This window comes from Phytohabitans aurantiacus (assembly GCF_027923225.1).
Lineage (GTDB): Bacteria > Actinomycetota > Actinomycetes > Mycobacteriales > Micromonosporaceae > Phytohabitans > Phytohabitans aurantiacus.
This window is the reverse complement of record NZ_BSDI01000032.1, coordinates 29893-49834: the sequence shown is the minus strand read 5'-3', so window position 1 is coordinate 49834 and position 19942 is coordinate 29893. Positions and strand designations below refer to the sequence as shown.

At 70.0% G+C, this 19942-nt stretch carries 19 protein-coding genes and 2 tRNA genes; 11 read left to right on the top strand and 10 right to left on the bottom strand.

Annotation, left to right across the window (positions count from 1 at the left end; genetic code table 11):
- Positions 1-68 precede the first annotated feature (68 nt).
- The 8 genes from QMG73_RS28080 to pepN all read right to left on the bottom strand — a co-directional run bounded on the left by QMG73_RS28080 (position 69) and on the right by pepN (position 10302).
- Positions 69-2570: a ComEC/Rec2 family competence protein gene (locus QMG73_RS28080; protein WP_281900577.1), complete on the bottom strand. Its 2502-nt coding sequence runs from the start codon at positions 2568-2570 to the stop codon at positions 69-71.
- A complete protein-coding gene (locus QMG73_RS28075) occupies positions 2567-3397 on the bottom strand; it encodes a helix-hairpin-helix domain-containing protein (protein ID WP_407676869.1) in 831 nt (276 codons plus the stop codon). Before QMG73_RS28075 ends, QMG73_RS28080 begins: the two co-directional genes overlap by 4 nt.
- A gap of 1245 nt (positions 3398-4642) precedes the next feature.
- A complete protein-coding gene (locus tag QMG73_RS28070) occupies positions 4643-5491 on the bottom strand; it encodes a DegV family protein (protein WP_281900576.1) in 849 nt (282 codons plus the stop codon).
- Between the two features lie 226 nt (positions 5492-5717).
- Positions 5718-5936: a hypothetical protein gene (locus QMG73_RS28065; RefSeq protein WP_281900574.1), complete on the bottom strand. Its 219-nt coding sequence runs from the start codon at positions 5934-5936 to the stop codon at positions 5718-5720.
- A gap of 207 nt (positions 5937-6143) precedes the next feature.
- Positions 6144-6773 carry a histidine phosphatase family protein gene (locus QMG73_RS28060; RefSeq protein WP_281900572.1) on the bottom strand — a complete coding sequence of 210 codons (630 nt, stop codon included), beginning with the start codon at positions 6771-6773 and terminating at the stop codon, positions 6144-6146.
- Positions 6770-7153, bottom strand: a complete 384-nt coding sequence (gene rsfS, locus QMG73_RS28055) for a ribosome silencing factor (RefSeq protein ID WP_281900570.1) — start codon at positions 7151-7153, stop codon at positions 6770-6772. Before rsfS ends, QMG73_RS28060 begins: the two co-directional genes overlap by 4 nt.
- Before the next feature lie 53 nt (positions 7154-7206).
- Complete coding sequence (nadD, locus tag QMG73_RS28050; RefSeq protein WP_281900568.1) at positions 7207-7800, bottom strand: nicotinate-nucleotide adenylyltransferase; 594 nt, start codon at positions 7798-7800, stop codon at positions 7207-7209.
- 18 nt (positions 7801-7818) lie between these two features.
- Positions 7819-10302 carry an aminopeptidase N gene (gene pepN, locus QMG73_RS28045; protein WP_281900566.1) on the bottom strand — a complete coding sequence of 828 codons (2484 nt, stop codon included), beginning with the start codon at positions 10300-10302 and terminating at the stop codon, positions 7819-7821.
- A 96-nt stretch (positions 10303-10398) separates the two neighbouring features.
- Between pepN and QMG73_RS28040 the strand changes: the two genes are divergently transcribed.
- Entirely contained in the window at positions 10399-10617 is a 219-nt protein-coding gene (locus tag QMG73_RS28040) for a DUF397 domain-containing protein (protein ID WP_281900564.1), read from the top strand.
- Between the two features lie 58 nt (positions 10618-10675).
- On the top strand, positions 10676-12262 hold the full coding sequence (locus tag QMG73_RS28035) for a family 43 glycosylhydrolase (protein WP_281900562.1): 1587 nt from the start codon (positions 10676-10678) through the stop codon (positions 12260-12262).
- On the opposite strand, the gene QMG73_RS28030 is transcribed toward QMG73_RS28035, so the two are convergent.
- A complete protein-coding gene (locus QMG73_RS28030) occupies positions 12222-12668 on the bottom strand; it encodes a hypothetical protein (protein WP_281900560.1) in 447 nt (148 codons plus the stop codon). The two genes, QMG73_RS28035 and QMG73_RS28030, sit on opposite strands and share 41 nt — an antisense overlap.
- Before the next feature lie 148 nt (positions 12669-12816).
- Here QMG73_RS28030 and QMG73_RS28025 point away from each other — a divergent pair, with 148 nt between their 5' ends.
- Together QMG73_RS28025 and QMG73_RS28020 are read left to right on the top strand one after the other, a co-directional pair.
- Positions 12817-13392, top strand: coding sequence for a PadR family transcriptional regulator (locus QMG73_RS28025; RefSeq protein ID WP_281900558.1), 576 nt, complete (start codon positions 12817-12819; stop codon positions 13390-13392).
- A complete protein-coding gene (locus QMG73_RS28020) occupies positions 13389-15014 on the top strand; it encodes a DHA2 family efflux MFS transporter permease subunit (protein ID WP_281900556.1) in 1626 nt (541 codons plus the stop codon). Before QMG73_RS28025 ends, QMG73_RS28020 begins: the two co-directional genes overlap by 4 nt.
- A 179-nt stretch (positions 15015-15193) precedes the next feature.
- Here QMG73_RS28020 and QMG73_RS28015 read toward each other — a convergent pair whose 3' ends face one another.
- Positions 15194-15538 (bottom strand): hypothetical protein, encoded by a 345-nt coding sequence (locus QMG73_RS28015; protein WP_281900554.1) that lies wholly within the window; start codon positions 15536-15538, stop codon positions 15194-15196.
- Positions 15539-15773: 235 nt separating this feature from the next.
- On the opposite strand from QMG73_RS28015, the gene QMG73_RS28010 reads away from it, so the two are divergent.
- From QMG73_RS28010 to QMG73_RS27980, 7 genes are all read left to right on the top strand, one after another.
- Positions 15774-15846: transfer RNA gene (locus tag QMG73_RS28010), tRNA-Asn, on the top strand.
- 85 nt (positions 15847-15931) lie between these two features.
- A tRNA-Ile gene (locus tag QMG73_RS28005) sits at positions 15932-16005 on the top strand.
- A gap of 77 nt (positions 16006-16082) precedes the next feature.
- Positions 16083-17009, top strand: a complete 927-nt coding sequence (locus tag QMG73_RS28000) for a tyrosine-type recombinase/integrase (RefSeq protein ID WP_281900552.1) — start codon at positions 16083-16085, stop codon at positions 17007-17009.
- 426 nt (positions 17010-17435) lie between these two features.
- Entirely contained in the window at positions 17436-17687 is a 252-nt protein-coding gene (locus tag QMG73_RS27995) for a hypothetical protein (protein WP_281900550.1), read from the top strand.
- Complete coding sequence (locus QMG73_RS27990; RefSeq protein ID WP_281900549.1) at positions 17684-17980, top strand: hypothetical protein; 297 nt, start codon at positions 17684-17686, stop codon at positions 17978-17980. Before QMG73_RS27995 ends, QMG73_RS27990 begins: the two co-directional genes overlap by 4 nt.
- 5 nt (positions 17981-17985) lie before the next feature.
- On the top strand, positions 17986-19386 hold the full coding sequence (locus tag QMG73_RS27985; protein WP_281900548.1) for an AAA family ATPase: 1401 nt from the start codon (positions 17986-17988) through the stop codon (positions 19384-19386).
- 148 nt (positions 19387-19534) lie between these two features.
- Positions 19535-19765 (top strand): hypothetical protein, encoded by a 231-nt coding sequence (locus QMG73_RS27980; RefSeq protein ID WP_281900546.1) that lies wholly within the window; start codon positions 19535-19537, stop codon positions 19763-19765.
- The last annotated feature ends 177 nt before the right edge of the window (positions 19766-19942 follow it).

Genomic DNA, 19942 nt, shown 5'->3' with positions numbered 1-19942 from the left:
CGTTGCCGGATCACGGTCTCTCACCCCTTCGGGCATTGGGAGGATCGCCTTTCGATAAAGCAGACATTTCACTCGGTCACCTTTCGAGTGACGACCGCCAGTCCACGGTCGGTCTCGACCACGGCGACATCACCGTCCACATCGGTCCGCAGTACACGTGCACCACCGCGGCTGAGCCGTGCGAGGACGGCGCCCGCCGGATGCCCGTACCGGTTGCCGCCACCCACCGGAACGAGCGCCACCGCCGGATCGACTGCGTCGAGAAAGGCTGGCTCTTGAAAAGAGCTCCCATGATGGGCGACTTTCAAGATGTCGGCTCGAACGCTCGCGGAGCCCATCCGTTCGAGAAGCGCCTGCTGCTCCTCCACCTCCGCGTCGCCGGTGAGCAGAATTCGTATACCTTCTCGGCGCACCGTGAGCACCAGCGAGTTGTTGTTGGCGTCGGACCGCGTCCCGCGCATCGGTAACGGCGGCCCGATAGCCCGCACCTCCAACTGGCCGATCATGCGTGCCCACCCGGGATGCGCGGCCACCACCGGTATCCGGCGTGCGCTCGCGGACCTCATCACCAGCGCGCGGCCGAATTCGGGCTCATGCCATGCCGTGGTGACCACCGCCCCGACGGCTCGACCACGCACGACGCCCTCGATGCCGCCAACGTGATCGAGATGGAAGTGCGTCACCACGAGCAACGGCACGGTCCGTACCCCCAGCCGCCGCAGGCAATGGTCGACCGCCGGCGGATCAGGGCCGGCGTCGACCACGATGGCTTGCCCAGATGCGACTGGCAACACGACGGCGTCGCCCTGCCCGACGGCGCACACCGCGACCACCATGCGCGCCGGCGGCCATCCCGACGCCGCCAACCGCACCGGCAACGCACCAACCGCCACCGCAGCCGCCACGACAGCCGCAAGCCGCCGGACGAGCCGCCGCCGCGCCGCGAGGAGAAACGCGACCGTCAGCGCCGCGAGCAGCAACGCACCCCACACGCCAGCGGGCCAGGGCACGCTCCCCGCCGGCACCCTCGCTCCGTAGCGGGCCACCAACACCAGCCACCACGCCGGCCAGCCGCCCAGCCACGCGGCGAACTCGGCACCCGCTGGCCAGACCGGCGATACCACGGCCGCCGCGATGCCCAGCAGGGTGGCTGGCGCGATCGCGGGGACCGCCAGCAGATTGGCCGGAAGCGCCACGAGGCTCACGCCACCCGAGAGGCCAGCAACGACCGGTGCGCAGGCGACCTGTGCCGACGCGGGGATCACCACCGCCTCGGCCACGCCAGCCGGCACACCCCGCCGCCGGAGCCCGTCACGCCAGCGCGGTGCAAGCAGCAGCAACCCACCGGTCGCGAGAACAGACAACGCGAACCCGGCGTCGCCCGCCAGTTCAGGATCGACCACGACGAGCACAGTGACAGCGGTCGCCAGCGCCGGCAGCGCCGCCCGTGGTCGGCCGGTCGCCAAGGCCAAGAGGCCAACCGCCCCCATCGCCGCGGCCCGGACGACACTCGGCGACGGCCTGGCCAGGATGACGAACCCGGCCAGCGCGAGCCCACACGCGCCGGCCGCGAGCCACGGCCGGGCCCGCGCCCACCGGGCCGCCAGCAACACCGCCCCGATCACGATCGCCACGTTGGAGCCGCTGACCGCCACAAGGTGAGTCATGCCGGTAGTGCGGAAATCGTCGACCACCGCCGGATCAAGCCGGCTGATGTCGCCGACAACGAGACCGGGCAGGAGCCCACCCGGCTCGTCAGGCAACGGAACGCAGGCCTGTTGCAAGCCGGCACGAAGGCGCCCAGCAGCGCGCTGCGCCCACGACGTGGTGCCCTGGAGGGTTGGCGCACCCCGCGCCGACAGGACACCGGCGCGCAGGTCACCACCCCGCGCCGGCATGAGCCGGCCCTTTGTGGTCACCCGCTGACCCGGCAGGAGCGGTCGCCAAGCCGGATCGGTCGCCAGCACCAGGACGCGCGCTGAGACCCGCAGCGTCTGGCCTGGACCGTCAAGAGGGCGCACGGTCAGCATGTCGGCGGACACCGCGTACAACGGTGGGCGCCCCGAGTCGCCACCGACGCGGCGGGGATCGTCACGAACGATGAGGTCGGCCTCTACGGTGGCCTGGTCGCGCACCAGCGCGGCAAGTGGGCCGGCATCCCGCGCTATGAGGCGCGCACTGGTCGCCGCGCTACCGCAAACCACACCGATGAGCACCCCGATGACCGTCCACCCGTGCCGATACCCCCAACGCTCGCGGCCCTGCCAGCCGAGCACGTCTCGCTCCCCAGACCAGCCCCGCCGCCATGCCATGGCCGGCCAGCGGAGCCATGACCGCCAGGTCAGCGTGCCCGGCGGTCGCAGCCAAGCCCATCGGCTCGGTGTGCCTATCCGGCGCGCCCAGCCCGGCCCGACCGGACGGCGCAGCATCGCCACCGAGACGATCGTCGCTGCGATGGCCGCGCACGCGCCCACCATGGCCGACGTGCGTGCCGAGGTGTAGAGCGCGCCGAGAGCGGACAGCCAGGTGGCCGCCGCCAAGCCAGCGAGCCGGAGATCGGGCGGCCTCATACCGTAACCAAGTCTTTGAGCTGCTCATATCGCGCATCGCCGATGCCATTGACCTGCCGAAGTTCGCTCACCGACCGGAAGCCGCCGTGCTGATCACGGTGGTCGAGGATGTGCTGTGCCAGCACCGGCCCGACTCCGGGCAGAGCGTCCAACTCCGCCAGAGTCGCGGTGTTGAGGTTGACCTTCCCGCCGCTCTGCGTGGGCCCGGCACCGCCTGGTTGCGCCGGTGGCGCGGTGACACCGACGAGGATCAGTTCGCCATCGGTGATCTTGCGCGCAAGGTTGAGCAGTGCGACGTCTGTGCCAGGCAGGACTCCTCCTGCCGCCTCCAGGGCGTCGGCCACGCGGGCTCCCGCAGGCAGCCGCACCAGACCTGGCCTGCGAACCTTGCCCGCGACGGCGACCACGACCTCGCCAGGACTGGCACCAACCGCACCGCTGACCGCTGGACCGCCTGAACCAGCCGCGCTATCGGGCCCCGCCGGGCCTCCTCCCGGCCCGGCCGCGCCTCCTCCCTCTGCCGCGCCGCCCGGCTCGGCCGACGTGCCCGCCACCGCCTCCGTCGCGACCGGCTGCGGCCTCGGCCTGGCCCGCCATGCGATCACAGCAGCCACCAGCACCACTACCAGGCCCACGACCGCAAGCGCCTTGACGCCGCGGCGCCCCGGATCGAACGGACTCGCACCGCCGAAGCGACTGGGCCGCTCGTCAGGCTCGTCCTGCGATGGCCGCCAACGGGCGGCATCGTCGACACGATCCCAGCCCGCTCGCCTCGGCACTCTTGGAGGCGAATCTGGCGAAGGTGCCGCCCCCGCCGGGTCACCCATCCAGGCCCCGCCGCCCAGGCCTCGTGAGGACGACGGTTCCCAAGGGTGCGCTCCTAGGCCCGACGGAGGCGGCACGCCATCAACCGCTGCCACGCTCGCCATGTCGTCGCGCGAACGGGCCGCGGCCGTATGAGGTTGAGCTGAACGGGAGACGGGCTGAGAACGTCGAGCGGCCACCCGAGGCATGGGAACCGCTGCCATCGTCTGAGGCTCCTCACCAACTGCCCAAGCTGATCCGGACGCCGGCATCGCTCTATCCAGCTCGCCAAGGGCTCCTGCCGGCGACGTCTCCCACGTATCGCCTGCCGGCACGCTCCTGACCGATGGCGCCTCATCCCACACCCCACCGCCCTCCCTTGCCGGGCCGAGGGCTCCTGAAGGCAGACCAGTGGTGGTCGCTTGAAGGTGCGGAGCGGTGAGGTCACCGACGTCTGGTGGCACCGCGAACCTCCACGCTTCGCCGGTGACGTCAGCCGCCTGCTCGGAGGAGGGAACGGCCGCCGTGCCGAGCGAAGACCCGACCCACGTCGCGTCTGGGAGGGCAGGCACGGCGGCCGCCGCGCGCGATGATGGCGGTGTGACGTCGCGAGCCTTAGGCCCCATCGGCTCGCGCCGCAGCCGTGCCAGTCGCTGCCGCACCGCCACCTCGTCGTCCCTCGACGTATCGCGCACAGACAGAAGCTATGGCCCTCGCCCAGCCCGCCGCTCCGAACATTTCCTCGTCTGTGGACAACCGGGGCCCCTGTGGAAAACGCCCCGATCAAGCCTTCATCTGCTATGACGCGGCGCGTTCCGCCAGGGCCGCCAATCAAGCCACCTCAAGGCCACGGCGCCGTGGAGCGGCATCGCTCGGCCTGGCGAGATCGTGCCGAGGTAGCGCTGAAATAGCGCTCCAACTCGGCAAGTTCGGCTCGGCCGCCGCGCAGTGCGCGCCGTCCGCTCGTTGTGTCCAAGGCGCTTCGGATCAAGAGCGCGAACCCCGGCGGCGGGAGCGCGTAGCTTCCGGCCTTGACACGACGCCGGACCGCCGGGCTGAACGGCGCCGATCAAGGGCATTCGCATGGATCAAGGGCGAACGCACGCGGAAAAGAGATCCAACCACGTGCATTCGCCCTTGATCGGCGAACAGGGGGACGCGCTCCGCGCGCGCAGGCGCCCTCCGCGCGCAGGGCGCGGCGCGAGGAAGCGCACGCGGCGCGAGCGGCGGGGTCGGGGAGGCGTTGCGGGGATGGTGGCCGGAGGGGGTTATGGGTGGCGGTGGGTTACTACGCAGAGGAGGCCGGGGCCTACGTGGGTGGCCACCACGGCGCCCACCTCGGTCACGTAGCGCTCGTGGAGGCGGGCGCCCAGGCGCTGCTCCAGCGCGTCGACCAGTTGATCGGCCCGCTCGGGCGCGCCGAAGTGGTGCACGCCGACGTCTACATCGGACTCCGCAGCCGCCTCGACGGCGAGGTCTAGCAGGCGGGCCACGCCACGGCTGGCGGTGCGTACCTTGTCGCGTACCACGATCGCCCCGTCGACGACGTGCAGGATCGGCTTCACGGACAAGGCTGTGCCGAGCAGCGCCGATGCCGCCCCGATGCGGCCGCCGCGCCTCAGGAACTCCAGCGTGTCGACGTAGAACAGTGTGTCGGTGCGGTCGATCGCGGCGCGCGCCGCTTGGCGTACAGCTGCCAGGTCGGCGTCTCGCGCGGAGGTCTCGGCGGCCGCGAGCGCCGGGAAGCCGAGGCCCATGCCCGTGGATCGGGCGTCGACCACCTCGATCGGCCCTCCGACCTCGGCCGCGGCGAGGGTGGCCGATTCGAGGGTGCCGGACAGTGCGGCGGAGATGTGTATGGAGAGGATGCCGGTGGCGCCGTCGTCCAGCAGCTTGCGGTAGACCGAGGCGAACTGCTCAGGGGCGGGGCGGGATGTGGTCATGCTGACGCGGCGTTCGGTGAGGGCGTGGGCGACATCGCCGCGGCCGGCGTCGATGCCCTCCAGGCCGACGGCTTCGTTGATCACGACGGTGAGGGGCACGACGGTGATGCCGCGCGCCTCGGCGAGGGTGGGCGGCAGGTACGCGGTGGAATCGGTGACGACCGCGACGGGCATGCCGGCACCGTAGCGGATCAGGGCCGGAATGCGATGTTCGGGGAACGCGCGGTGAGTGCCGATCAAGGAACATTGCGTGGATCAAGGGCAAATGCACGCGGAAAAGAGATCAAAGCACGTGCATTCGCCCTTGATCGACGGGACGGCGGGGGCGGCGCGGCCCGCGCGCCCGGAGCGCGGCGCGCGAGCCGCGGGCACGGGCGCGGGCGAGTCGGGCGGAACGGGGTCAGCGGGACAGGACCTCGGTCACCGTGAAAGGGGTGCCCTGCTGGCAGGTTGTCATCACGTCTGGCTGGGGACGGCCGCGGACCGTGACCTGGGCGCCGACCGGGATGTCGGCATCGCTGACGTCGCCCGATGGCAGCAGCAGGTAGTTGACCCCACCGCTGCTCAGCAGCTTGCAGCCACTCTCCACACCTTCCACGACCCGCCCGGTGAGCGTCATCCCACCCGTGGCAGGCGGCGACGAAGCAGGCGGTGACGAAGCGGGTGGCGAGGACAAAACGGGAGCCGGCGTAGTTGGTGCGGCCGAAGAAGGCGAAGCCGACGACGACGAAGGCGACGACGACGGCGCGGAGGAAGGCGACGACGAACCGCACCCCGCTAGCACCAACGTCAGAAGAAGTAGAGCCGAACGGGTACCCATATCAAGTCAGACGGGCGACGGCGTCGGCCGGTTGCCGGAAAGCCCGGCGTTGTGCGAACGCAGCCACCATCCGCGGACCTGGTCGTGCCCCAGCTCGGTCCAGTGGCAGTTCTGCAACGGGCCGACCGAGCGCAGGACCTCGGGCGACCAGCCGAGCAGGAAACCGCAGCCCTGCCGGGCCGCGCCGCCGTGGGTCGCCACGACGACCGTGCCTCCGGGCGCCGAGTCGGCCGCTTCCTGGAGCGCCTGACCGACCCGTTTGCCCAGGTCGTCGAGGGTCTCCACGCCGCATCCGACCTCGCGTTCGCCGGCCCGCCAGCGACGGTACTCCTCGGGATGGAGCGAAGAGACCTCTTCCGTGGTCAGGCCCTGCCACTTGCCGTAGGACCGTTCGCGCAGGCGGGGGTCGGTGCGGATCGGCAGCCCGGTGAGCGCCGCGAGCGTCGCCGCGGTGTCGGCCGCGCGCCGCAGGTCGCTCGCGACGATCGCGTCGGGGTGCAGCGCCGCGAGCAGGGGCGCGGCGGCGGCGGCCTGCTCGCGGCCGAGGTCGTTCAGTGGGGTGTCGGTCTGTCCCTGTACGCGGTTGGAAGCGTTCCAATCGGTGTTGCCGTGTCGCCAGACGATGAGACGGGTCATTCGGCTTCGACCAGGGCGCGATCCACGAACGGGATCGTCGGGCAGTCCTTCCACAGCCGGTCGAGCGCGTAGAACTCCCGCTCCTCGCTGTGCTGGACGTGCACCACGACGTCGACGTAGTCGAGAAGCACCCACCGGCCGGCCCGCTCGCCTTCGCGCCGCACGGGCTTGGCCTTTTCGGGCAGGCTGGCCAGCCGCTCCTCGATCGCGTCGACGATGGCCTGCACCTGTCGCTCATTGGGCGCGGAGGCCAGCACGAAGGCGTCGGTGATGACCAGTTGGTCACCCACGTCGATGATGACGATGTCTTGCGCCTTCTTGTCGGCGGCGGCCTGGGCGGCGGCAAGCGCCAACTCTCGGGCGCGCTCGGATGCAGTCACCCGACTAGCCTCTCACACCCACGCAGCCATCGCCGAGCGTTAAAACGGACAAATTACCGGTAAAGGCGTCGCTTGGCGATGTACTGCACCACACCATCCGGCACGAGGTACCAGACCGGCTTGCCGGCGGCGACGCGTTCGCGGCAGTCGGTCGACGAAATCGCCATCGCGGGCACCTGCACGAGGCTCACCACGTCAGCGGGTAGGTGATCGTCGGACAGCGCGAAACCCGGACGGGTGACCCCGACGAAATGCGCCATCTCGAACATCTGGTCGGTGTCTTTCCACGACAGCAGCTTGCCCAGCGCGTCCGCGCCGGTGATGAAGAAGAGCTGCGCCTTCGGCCCGTACTGCGCGCGCAGGTCGCGCAGCGTGTCGACGGTGTAGGTCGGTCCTGCCCGGTCGATGTCGACGCGGCTCACGTGGAACTGTGGGTTCGACGCGGTCGCGATGACCGTCATCAGATAGCGGTCTTCCCGCGGGCTGACGGGAACGTCGCCCTTCTGCCACGGCTCGCCAGTGGGCACGAACACGACCTCGTCCAGTCCATACCGGTTGGCCACCTCGCTCGCCGCCACCAGGTGACCGTGGTGGATCGGGTCGAACGTGCCACCCATGATTCCGATCCGCCGCACATCGTCCGTCATGCCGGAATCGTAATTCGATCACGCGGGCGACCGCGCCGCGAGGGCACGGCGCAACCCGTCGTCCGCGTCCGTCACGGCCCGGCGCACGCTGGGCTCCAGGTCGTCGCGGGCCAGCAGCGCCGCGGCCGCTTCCCGGGTGGCTGCCGCCACGGCGTAACGGGGATAGGCCAGCGCCGCGACGGTTTCAGCGACCCATGCGGTACGCCGGCGCGCGGCGGCCGGCATTTCCGAGAAGTACCGCTCCACATAGGACTCTGTCAGGTCAGCCTGCTCCGGTTGCCAGAAGCCTTCGGCGTACGCGCCGACGATGCGGTTCGATCGGGTGGTGTCGGAGATCACCAGCCGCCAGGCTTCGGCCTTTGTGTTGGGGTCCGGCCTCGCGGCCACGCAACGCGCCGCCCACTCCTGTCCCATGGCACTGCGGTCGGTGGCCAGCTCCGCCTCGATCTCCGCCGCGCCGATCGCGCCCAGTACCGCCTGCCTGTACCGGATCGCCCAGCGCAGGTCGGCATCGACGATCAGCCCGTCGGGCACCCCGGCGGCGTCCAGCCAGCCGGCGAGCCCCGCCGTGTCGAAGGTGGCACCGATCCAGCCCCGCGCCGCGGCGAGTTGGAGCGACCCGCCCGGTGCCGCGGTGCTCAGCAACCGGCCGCAGGTCTGCGCCACGTGTTCGAGCGCCGCCGCTCGCTGTCCCGCGTCGAAGTAGCGGTCGAGCAGGTCCCGGCTCATCTTCAGCACGTCTGCCACGACGACCGCCTCGGTCTCCGCCGGTAACGCGGTGACGAGAAGCGCCACGAGGTCCGCCACCGGCAGTTCGTTGTCGCGTACCGCGTCCACAGTGGCCGCCCACAGCAGCGCGCGAGCGAGCGGGTCGGTGAGCACGGGCAGCACCCGGGGCAGCGCGGCCGCCGAGCCGGCGTCGAGGCGCACCTTGGCGAACGTCAGGTCGCCGTCGTTGAGCAGCAACAGGTCTGCGGCCGGCACGCCCGCGAGCGCCGGCACGGCCGTACTCGCACCAGCGACGTCGACGTCGACGCGCTGCCGGAGCGCCCCCGCGTCGTACAGCCCGATGCCCACCCGGTGCGGCCGCAGCGCGGGATGCGACGGCGGCGCCGACTGGACGACGTGGACAGTCTCATAGCGACCGTCCACGATGACCGGTGCCAGCCGCAAGGTGTTCACCTGTGCGGTGCGCAGCCACGCGTCCGCCCAGTCGGTAAGGTCGCGCCCGCTCGCCTTCGTCAACGCGGCGAGCAGGTCGGCCAGCGTCGCGTTACCGAACCGGTGAGCCTCGAAGTGCGCCCGCAGCCCCGCCAGTACCGGTTCGTCGCCCAGCCACGCGACGAGTTGGCGGAGCACGGAAGCACCCTTGGCGTACGAGATGCCGTCGAAGTTGAGCAGCGCGTGCGCCGTATCGGGCACGTGTTCGGGCGCGACCGGGTGCGTGGAGGGCCGCTGGTCGGCGATGTACCCGGTGGACTTGCGACGCATCGCGAACGTGGTCCACGCCCCGCCGAACCGGGTCGCCTCGGCGGTCACCCGCACGCCCAGGTACTCGGCGAACGACTCGTTGAGCCACAGGTCGTCCCACCACCGCATGGTCACGAGGTCGCCGAACCACATGTGCGCCATCTCGTGCGCTATGGTCACCGCGCGCTGCTCGCGTTGCCCTTCGGTGACCGCCGACCGGAAGACGAAATCGTCCCGCAGCGCCACGAGGCCCGGATTTTCCATCGCGCCCGCGTTGAACTCCGGCACGAACGCCTGGTCGTACCGGCCAAAGGGGTACCGCACGCCGAACAGCTCATGAAACCGGTCCAGGCACTGCCGCGTGACCGTGAACAGCTCAGCGGCCTCCTTGTCGAGGTGCGCGGCCAGCGACCGCCGGCAGTACAGGCCGATCGGGATGCCGTCGTGCTCGTCGTACCGGGCGTGGTACGGACCGGCGATCAGGCTCACGAAGTATGTGGCGAGCGGCCGCGTCGTGACGAACGTGTGGCGGCCACCGTCCATCGTGGCCACCGCACCGTTGGCGGCCACGAGCCAGCCGGGCGGCGCGGTCACCGAAAGGGTGACGGGTGCCTTGAGGTCCGGCTGGTCGAAGCACGCGAAGATACGCTGTGCCTGGTCCAGAAACGACATCGCGTACAGGTAGGTCTCGCCATCCGCGGGATCGACGAAGCGGTGCAGTCCTTCACCCGTGTTGGAGTACGCCATCTCCGCCTCGACGGTGAGCGCGTTGCGCGCGGCGAGCGCCGGCAGTGGCAGCCTGTTGCCGTCCACGATGGCCGGTGCGAGCGGCGCACCGTTCAGCGTGGCCGCGATCAGCGTGGTGGGTTTGATTTCGACGAACGTACCGGCGTCCGGCCGCGAGGCCCGGAAGCGGATCGTGGTGGTCGATCGGAATCCACCATCCCGTGTCAGGTCCAGATCTATCTCGTACGAGTCGACGCTGAGCAGGTCAGCCCGCTCGGCGGCTTCGGCACGGGTGAGGCTGCGCATCCGCTCATACTGCCCGATCGGCCGGGGTCCCACTGTCTGCTCACCAGAGGTATAGCCTGTGCCGCGAAGACACACTCTTGCGTGAAGGAGCAAGCGATGGCCCAGCACCCCAAGGGTGACTTTGACCTGTCCCGAGCGGTGTGGCAGCGGGCCAAGGGCGACGACTCGGAGAGCGCGGTCGAGGTCGCGTTCGTCGACGAGCTGATCGGCCTGCGCAACTCCGCTGAGCCCACCGGACCGGTGCTCGTGTTCACCAAGGACGAGTGGGACGCGTTCGTGGGTGGCGCGCAGGATGGCGAGTTCGACGTCGACTGACCGCGCCTGACGGCGTGTTGGCCGGCTCCTGAGGCGATGCTCACCTAATTTCGCCAATATGGACATTCGGGGCGCGGCCGGCGCGCTTCTGGCGGCGTTCACCCTGGTGGCCGCCGTGCCCGCGCCGGCAGCCGCCGCTCGCCATCAGACCACGATCGTCAACTTCGACCGCGGCGGCAACCAGCTCACCCGGTTCGATGTCGAAGGGCACGCGGTCGACGCACACGACGGCGACCTCGCGCTCTTCGGCGACCGGTACTACCTGTACGGGACCAGCTACGACTGCGGGTACGGGTTGCGGGTGAGGGGCACGCCGTTCTGCGGGTTCAAGGTGTACAGCTCACCGGATCTCGTGCACTGGACCGACCGGGGTCCACTCTTCGACGCGTCGACCGCCGCGTGGCAGCGCCGGTGCGCGCCGCCCACGTTCGGCTGCTACCGGCCGCACGTCGTCTACAACGCGCGCACCGACCGGTATGTGCTCTGGATCAACGGATACGACAATCGCAGCGGCTATCACGTCTTCACCTCGCGCCACCCGGCCGGGCCGTTCGAGGAGGAGGCCGAGCCGACGCTGCGGCACATGGGCACCGGGCCGGGCTTCAACAATGGCGACTTTGACCTCTTCGTCGACGCGGACGGCAGCGGCTACATCGCGTACACCGACATCAGCCGCCGGCACGCGCAGGTCGTGGAGCGGCTGGACGACACATACACCACCGGTACCGGGAAGGCGGCCGACGTCGGCGCGATCCGCTCGGAGGGTCCGTCGCTGTTTCGCCGGGGTGCCGCCTACTACCTCGTCTACGGCAACACCTGCCCGTACTGCGCGGCCCGCACCGAGTTCCGGACCGCGAGCAGCCCGCTCGGACCGTGGTCGGCCACGACGACCATCAGCGCCAACTCCTGCCAGGGCCAGCCCGCCTTGGTCGCGCCGATACCGACCACCTCGGGCACCGCGTACCTGTACGGCGCGGACCTGTGGAACTCGCGCCGCCCCAACCAGGCTCTCGCGAACTACTTCTGGGCACCGCTGTCGTTCGCCGCTGACGGCGCCATCCGGCCGATCTCCTGCGTCGCCACCGCACGCCTCACGCTGGCCGCCGGATCACCGGGCGAACCGGTCGTGCCGTCCGACGTCGACCAGACCGCCGGCCGGGACGGCTTTCGCACCCATTGCGACATCGGCGCGTCCTGGAGTCGCCTGCAGAGCTTCACGCCCTCGCGCACCGGCAGCCTGAGCGGGGCCTCGCTGACGACCTTCCAATCCGGCTGGCCGGATCAGGACCTGGTGCTCGAGGTGGTGCGCGTCGACGCCCGGCTCCAGCCGGTCGGGGCGCCACTGCGCACGATCACCGTGCCGCGTGACCGGATCGGCTGGTCGGCGCGCTCGATCACCGTGCGGCCAGGGGTGGTGGTGCTCGCCGGTGACCGGTACGCCATCCTCGCCCGGACCTCGTCGAAGCGCGGCTGTTACGGCTTCGCCTTCAACGACGCGACGCCGTACCGCTCCGGAAGCGCCGCGTATCGCAAGGGAACCGCGGCCTGGACCGCCGAGACCGGCCGGTCTCTCAAGTTCGACACCCGGATGACCGGCGGCGCGCTCACGGGTCGAGGAGGGTGCGGACCAGATCCATGCGAGTGAGGCGCGGCGCGAGCCGGCGCAGTTGAAGGGCGAGATTCATCGCGGCGAGCACCGGCTCGTCGTCGGGCACGTCGAAGCCCATCCGCTCGCGCAGCCAGACCGACACCTCCGCCCAGCTGTAGAAGGTGGTGTCGCACCCCGGGTTGAGCGGCGGCGGGAAGCCACCCGGCCCGTACCGGCCGATGGCCCACAGCCGTACGTTTTCGCGCGAGCGGCCGACCCGAGCGCCGATGTCGGCGAGCGTCACCCAGTCGCCGGCGTCGACGCGGGCCGGGCGGTGCCCCTTGGCTTCGAGGTCGTGCACGGCTGGCGGGACGGCCTCGGCGAGGCTCGGCGCGTCGCGCTCGACCTGGACAGGGACGGCTGACGAGTCGGCGACCACGATGGCGAACTGCTGTATCGGCACGGCTCCTCCTTCGTTGCCCACGAAGGGGATCACGCCGACCCCCCGGTCCGGAGGAGCCAGCAACCAGGGGGCCAGCTCGGAGACTCGCTTTCTCTACTCCGTGGCGTATAGTCCAGATGGAGTATACGGGGAGGACTATTCCATGCCGATGTTGACGACACTAGCGCTGGTGGTACTGGAGCTGCTGCATGAGCAGCCCATGCATCCGTACGAGATCCAGCAGACGATCCGCGACCGGTACATCGACCACGTCGTCAAGGTGCGCGCAGGCTCGCTCTACCACACCGTCGAGCGGCTGCACCGGGCCGAGCTGATCGAGCCGATCGAGACCGCCCGGGCCGGCCGGCGCCCCGAGCGCACCGTGTACGCGATCACCGAAACCGGTCGCGACGAGTTCCACGCCGCCCTCCGCGAGCTCGTCCGCGAGCCCCGGCAGGAGTACCCGGCCTTCGCCGCCGCCCTGGAGATGCTGCACACGGTCGAGGGCGGCGAGGCCGTCGAGATGCTCGCGCGCCGCTGCGTGCGGTTGGAGGTGGAGATCGCCGGGTACGCCGAGGTGCTGGCGGGCGTCGCCAAGCGCGGCATATCCCGGGTCGGCCTCATCGAGGTCGAGTACGCGCAGGCCATGCGCCAGGCCGAGCTGGCCTGGATACGCGGGCTGATCGACGACATACAGAGCGGCACCCTGCCATGGGGCGCCATGAAAACGGAGGAAATCCGATGAAAGCACGGCAGAACCCGTGGCTCGTGCTCGCCACGCTGTGCCTCGGCTTCTTCATGATCTTGTTGGACACCACGATCGTGAACATCGCGGTACCCGACATGAGCGCCAGCCTGGACGCGTCGCTCGACCAGATTCTTTGGATCATCAACGCGTACGTGCTCGTGTACGCGGTGCTGCTCATCTCGGCCGGGCGCCTCGGCGACATCTTCGGCCCCAAGCAGCTGTTCATCATGGGCCTGGCCGTCTTCACGCTGGCGTCGGCGGCCTGCGGCTTCGCGAACAGCCCTAGCCAGCTCATCGTCGCCCGGATCGTGCAGGGCGTCGGTGGCGCGCTACTCACCCCGCAGACGCTCTCGGTGATCACGGTCATCTTCCCGCCGGAGAAGCGCGGCGCGGCGTTCGGCGTCTGGGGCGCGGTCGCGGGCGTCGCCACCGCCGCCGGTCCCACCCTCGGCGGGTACCTGGTCACCAACTGGGGCTGGGAATGGGTCTTCTTCGTCAACGTACCGGTCGGCGTGCTCACCATCGCGCTGGCGGTGTTCGTGATGCCCAACCTCAAGCTCAACCGGCGACACCGGCTCGACTGGGGCGGCACCGTGCTCGCCACGGCAGGGCTCTTCCTCGTCACGTACGGCCTGATCGAGGGCGAGCCGCACCACTGGGGCGACGTCTGGGGGCCGGTCACCATCCCGATGGTCATCGGTGCCGGAGTACTCGTGCTGGCCATCTTCTTCTGGCACCAGTACCTGATCCGCGACAAGGAGCCCCTCGTACCGTTCTCCCTCTTCGCGGACCGCAACTTCTCGCTGATGAACTGGGTGAGCGGCGCGATCGCCTTCGGGATGCTCGGCCTGTTCCTGCCGCTCGTGATCTTCCTACAGTCGGTCCTCGGTCTGAGCGCCCTGCAGGCCGGCCTCGCCGTCGCGCCGGTCTCCCTGGTCTCGATGGTGATCGCGCCGTTCGCCGGCCGCATCACCGACCGCGACCGCCTCGGCGGCAAGTGGCTGCTCGTCGCCGGCCTCACCCTGTGGGCCACCGGCATGGGCATCGTCGTGTGGCTCGCGCACGTCGACTCCGGGCAGTGGAGCCTGCTGCCTGGCCTGCTCGTGGCCGGTGTCGGCCTCGGCCTCACCTTCGCGCCCCTGCAGACCATCGCGATGCGCGACGTCCCGCCCCGCTACGCCGGCGCCGCCTCCGGCCTGATCAACACCAGCCGCCAGCTGGGCGGCGTGATCGGCTCGGCCGCCGTCGGCGCACTGCTACAGGCTCAGCTCGCCACCAAACTGCGCGTGGCGGCCGAGGCCAACGCGCAAGCGGTACCGCCGGAGTTCCGCGATCGATTCGTCGCCGGCTTCAGCGACGCGAGCACCGGCAGCCTTCATGTCGGCGCCGGCCAGTCCGGCGTGTCGCTCCCGCCCGGGCTGCCCGACCAGGCACGGCAGGCGATCACAGCGGCCGCCGAGCAGACCTTCCACGAAGGCTTCACGAACGCGATGAAGGTAACCCTGATCCTGCCGCTTGTGGTGCTGGCGGTGGCGGCGGTCTCCTGCTTGCTGGTAATGCGCCCAACCCGCCCCGAGCCCACCAAGCAACCAGCCGAACCCGCCACCACCCCCGCTTAGCCCCCGCGCCCCCGCTTTGCGGGGGCGCCGCGCGGCCCCCTCTTCCGTCGATCAAGGGCGAATGCACGTGGTTCGATCTCTTTCCGCGTGCATTTGCCCTTGATCGATCGACTTGCCCTTGATCGGCGAACGCCGTGAGGGCCGGCGCCACATGGCGGCCGGCCCTCAGGGGGTGACGCTCAGAGCGTGCTGGCGTTCGTGTTCGGACCCGTCGACCGACCCGACGACGTTGTCGTCGTCGCTCCGGTGCCGGCCATCTTCTCCTCGGACGTCAGCGCACCGGTGTCGCGCGTCGTACCGCTCGCGAGCTTCTCGCCCACCTTGGTGTGGGCAAGCTTGTCCTTACCCTCCTCATACAAGCGGTTGGCCTGCGCCTGAGCGACGCCGGCCGCCTCCTGCACGGTCGGGTGATCCCACATCTTGCGGGCATTGCGAACCAGCTCTTCGTACTTCTCCCGGCCCGCGCGGGCGCCTAGGACGAAGCCCGCAGCCAGCCCGCCGATGAACCACAGCTTTCCGCGCATGGCGGCTCCTTCCTACCGGACGCGGTGTTGCGCCCCAGGGCTACCCCGGAGGCGAAATCATGTCGCGCCTGCGTGGTCTGTCTCGGAGTACCTACCCATCCTGCCTCGCAGCCATGCACCTTCGGGCCCGCAGTGGAGGAATGTCCCGAATTGGTGCCGGCGTGTCCCCCATAACCCTGTCGCCACGAGGCGGGGGGTGTCCTGTACTCTTGTGCAGTCGCACGGCAGCGCGCGATCCCCCATAGCTCAATTGGCAGAGCAGCCGGCTGTTAACCGGCAGGTTTTTGGTTCGAGTCCAAATGGGGGAGCTTCCCTTCCTGACCCACCCGCCACGCAACCAACCGGTGGTGGCCGAGGCTCGCGACAGCGGGATACGATCCCGGCGGTCAGCGCGGGGCGGTAGCTCAGCCGGTTAGAGCAGGGGACTCATAATCCCTCGGTCGCGGGTTCGAGTCCCGCCCGCCCCACTACCAGCGAAAACGGCCAAGACCCGGGCATTCGCAGATCTGCACAACGCTCGTACAGTGAGGTACTGTACGCCCTCATGGAGGGCAAAACCACTACCTTCACCGACGATCTGAACGATCTCCGGACGCTGCTGCCCGACTGGCGCAGACACCTCAAGGCCAAGAACCGGTCGGACCAGACCATCGCCAGCTACTTGCGGTGTGGACAGAACCTCGCCGACTTCCTCGTCGCCCAGGGCATGCCGACGGACATCAACACCATCACGCGCGAGCACATCGAGGCGTTCCTGGCCGACATGGTCGACCGGCTCAGCGCCGCCACCACCGCCAAGCACTACCGGTCGCTCCAGCAGTTCTGGAAGTGGCTCGTCGACGACGGCGAGATCACCCGCTCACCCATGGAGCGGATGTCACCGCCGGCCGTGCCCGAACAGCCGGTACCCGTCTTCACCGAGGACGAGCTGGGCCGGCTGCTCGCGGCCGCGAAGGGCACCGACTTCGAGCACCGGCGCGACACCGCGATCCTGCGCGTGCTGATCGAGGCCGGACCGCGGCTCGGCGAGGTGTCCATGCCGAAGGTGACGGACGTCGACTTCGACCAGGACGTCATCCGGGTGCTGGGCAAGGGACGCCGCGGGCGGGACATCCCGTTCGGCGCCAAGACCGCCGACGCGCTCCGCCGCTACCTGCGCGCCCGGGCCAAGCACCCGAAGGCCGCCACCACCGATGCGCTGTGGCTCGGCCGGCGCGGCGCGATGACACCGAGCGGCCTCGCCCAGATGCTGGAGCGCCGCGGGGATGAGGCCGGCGTCGCCGACGTCCACCCGCACCGCTTCCGGCACTCGTTCGCCAACGACTGGTTGCGCTCCGGCGGTCAGGAGACGGACCTGATGAGGCTCGCGGGCTGGAAGTCCCGGCAGATGGTCGGCCGTTACGCGGCCAGCGCCGCCGACGAACGGGCCCGTGCTGCACACCGCCGAGCAGCGCGCGGTGACCGCTTGTGACACGTACGTCTCTACGCCAGGTTTAACACTGAGTAACAACGATCTGTGACTTAGACCACAGGGTGTGCTGCCAGTCACATAGTCTCACCAGGCACTATGGGCGCAGAGTGAACCACTGGTCACAGTGGACTGTGAGAATGTCCCACGACTCGTCCACCAGAGGACTGTACGCAGAACGGGACAGCGGTATAGCTTAACCGCTGTCCCGTTCGCGGGACTACAAGGCTGTAGTTCCACCGTCCGCGCCCTTCGCACAAAGGCACGACGGCATGAGCACAGGGGTGTTACCAGCACCCCTCGCTCACCGCGCACATTAACGCTGTGCGTTGCCAGTTGGCAACGCCAACCCGGGAGGCAATGCCCGGATCGGCGGTAATACGCGCCCGTCGTTCCAGGGGCTCGGACGGCTAACCGAAAGGTGAGCCAGTGTCCGATGCGTCCCTGGTCGGCCAGTACGCCGCCCACATCAAGTGGGCCGGCTGCGACGACCGCCCCGCCGCGACCGCCGCCGCCCGCAAGGCGTTCCTCGACCGCTTCGAGAAGCTCGTCGACCCCGACGGGAAGCTCTCCCCCGCCGAGCGCGCCCAGCGCGCCGAACACGCCCGCAAGGCGTACTTCATCAACCTCGCCCGCAAGAGTGCCAAGGCCCGCGCCGCACGCAAGGCGGGCGCGGTATGACCGGCCACCCGCACGGGTGCGTGCCCGGCACACCGCCCGCCAGCTGCACACCCGACAACCGGTGCCCGGCACACCAGGTCGGCATCGACCTGGAGCCGGTATTCCGGTGGCCGCTCGCGGTGCACGAGCAGACCGAGCACGAGGCCGCGTGCGCGTACGCCGACGGCAAGCGGGACGGCTACCGCGAGGCCACGGAGCAGATGACCCGCGACATCAACGCCGCCGTCGGCACCGACCTGCCCGACTTCGCGAGCGTCATCCGCTGGCTCGTGCGGACGGACCGGCGCGGTTGACCGCCGTGCACGAGCCGGACCCGATCGACTGGTCCGACGTCGACGCGCCAGGCGACGCCCGCAACCCGTTCGACGAGGGCACCGAGGAACACGCCGCGTGGGAACGGCAGGAGGCCGAGGCCCGCGAGCAGGTACGCCGCGCACGCCGACGTGAGCGCCTGGCGTCGGCCACCGACGACGAGTACGTGCGCCTGCTGGCCCGCGAGGAGGCCAAGAAACGCCGCGCTGCCGAGCTGGCCGGCGACATCAACGTCCCCGACCTGGTGGCGCTGCCCGACTTCCTCGCCGAGGTCGACGACACCCCGCTGTGGCGCTTCGACGGGCTGTGGCCACGCCAGGGGAACATCGTGCTGGCCGCCCAGTACAAGGCCGGCAAGACCACCACGGTCGGGAACGTGTTGCGCAGCCTCGCCGACGGCGACCGGTTCCTCGGCGTGTTCGACGTCGAGCCGGTGACCGACGGGTCGATCGTGCTGTGCGACTTCGAGATGCCGCGTGTCAAGCTGCGCGACTGGCTACGCCGCCAGGAGATCCGCAACGCCGACCGCATCCACCTCGTGCCCATGCGCGGGTTGGCGTCGACGTTCGACCTGCTCGACGACGTCATCCGCGCATCTTGGGTGGAGAAGCTCCGCGCCGCCGAGGCCCGGGTGTGGATCGTCGACTGCCTCGGCCCGATCCTGTCGTCGCTGGGCTTCTCCGAGAACGAGAACCGCGAGGTCGGTCGGTTCCTGGACGCGCTCACCGCCACCGCGGCCGCCGCCGGCGTCGACGAGGTGCTGCTGGTGCACCACATGGGCCACGCCGCCGAACGCTCGCGCGGCGCGTCCCGGCTGCGGGACTGGCCCGACGCCGAGTGGCGCCTGCTGCGCAAGAAGGACGACGACAACCCGTTGGCCGACGCCGAGCCCGCCGCACGTCGGTTCTTTAGCGCGTTCGGTCGCGACGTCGACGTCCGGGAGGGCCAGCTCGTCTACGACGACGCCCGTAAGCGCCTGGTGTACGCGGAGGGCTCCAGGCGCGAAACGGCCGCCCTGGAGGCGCTGACCGCCGTGCTGGAGTACATCCGGGACCACACCGGGGCGTCCGGACGCGTCGTCGAGCAGGCGGTCACCAAGGACCGCACCATCACGCAGAAGTCGGCCCGCGACGCACTCGCGGAAGCGGTCGACCGGGCGTACGCGGTCACCAAGGACGGCGGGCGCCGCGCGAAGCTCCACACGCTCACCCCGGCCGGCTACGCGAAGCTCGCGGAGCTGACCGGCACGCCCGGTGAGACGGAAATCGACGCGTTCGGCGAGCGCCCCACGTGTGTGACCGGGTGCGGAACGGTGTTGCCCCCGGACATGGTCACCGCCGGCTACGACACCTGTTCCTGGTGTCTGGACAAGGCGGCTGGCCTATGAGTGCGTCAGTGCGTTGGTGTGCGTTGCCAGTGCGTCAACACACCCCCGTGTGCCAGTGCGTCAGTGCGTCAGTGCGTATATATGACGCACTGCACTGCGCACACAGATCGCGGTACGGGCGGGCGGTCAGTGCGTTGGGCGGGACGCGATGAGCGACCCGCAGCCGTACGGAGAGGACGAGTGGCGCGAGCGACTCCACGCCGCCGTAGAAGCCACCCTGCGCCGCAAGGCCGCCCGCAAGGCGTTCCACGACGGCCACCAGGCCCGCAGGGACGCAGGGCTACGACAACGCCACGCCGAGAAGATCGCCCGCGCAGACGACCGCCTCAGGCAAGCCCAGCAGGACGGGCACGAGGACAGCTGGTACGAGGAACCATGAGCCGCAGCTGGCGCAAGGGCAGCACCAGACGATGGCGCAAGCTACGCGCCAAGGTGCTCGCCTCCAACGCCATGGAGAACAAGGGCAGGTGCACACTCCAGATCCCAGGGGTGTGCACCACCACCGCCACCTGCGTACACCACACCAGGGGCAAGGCGTACGGGGATGACCCCCGCT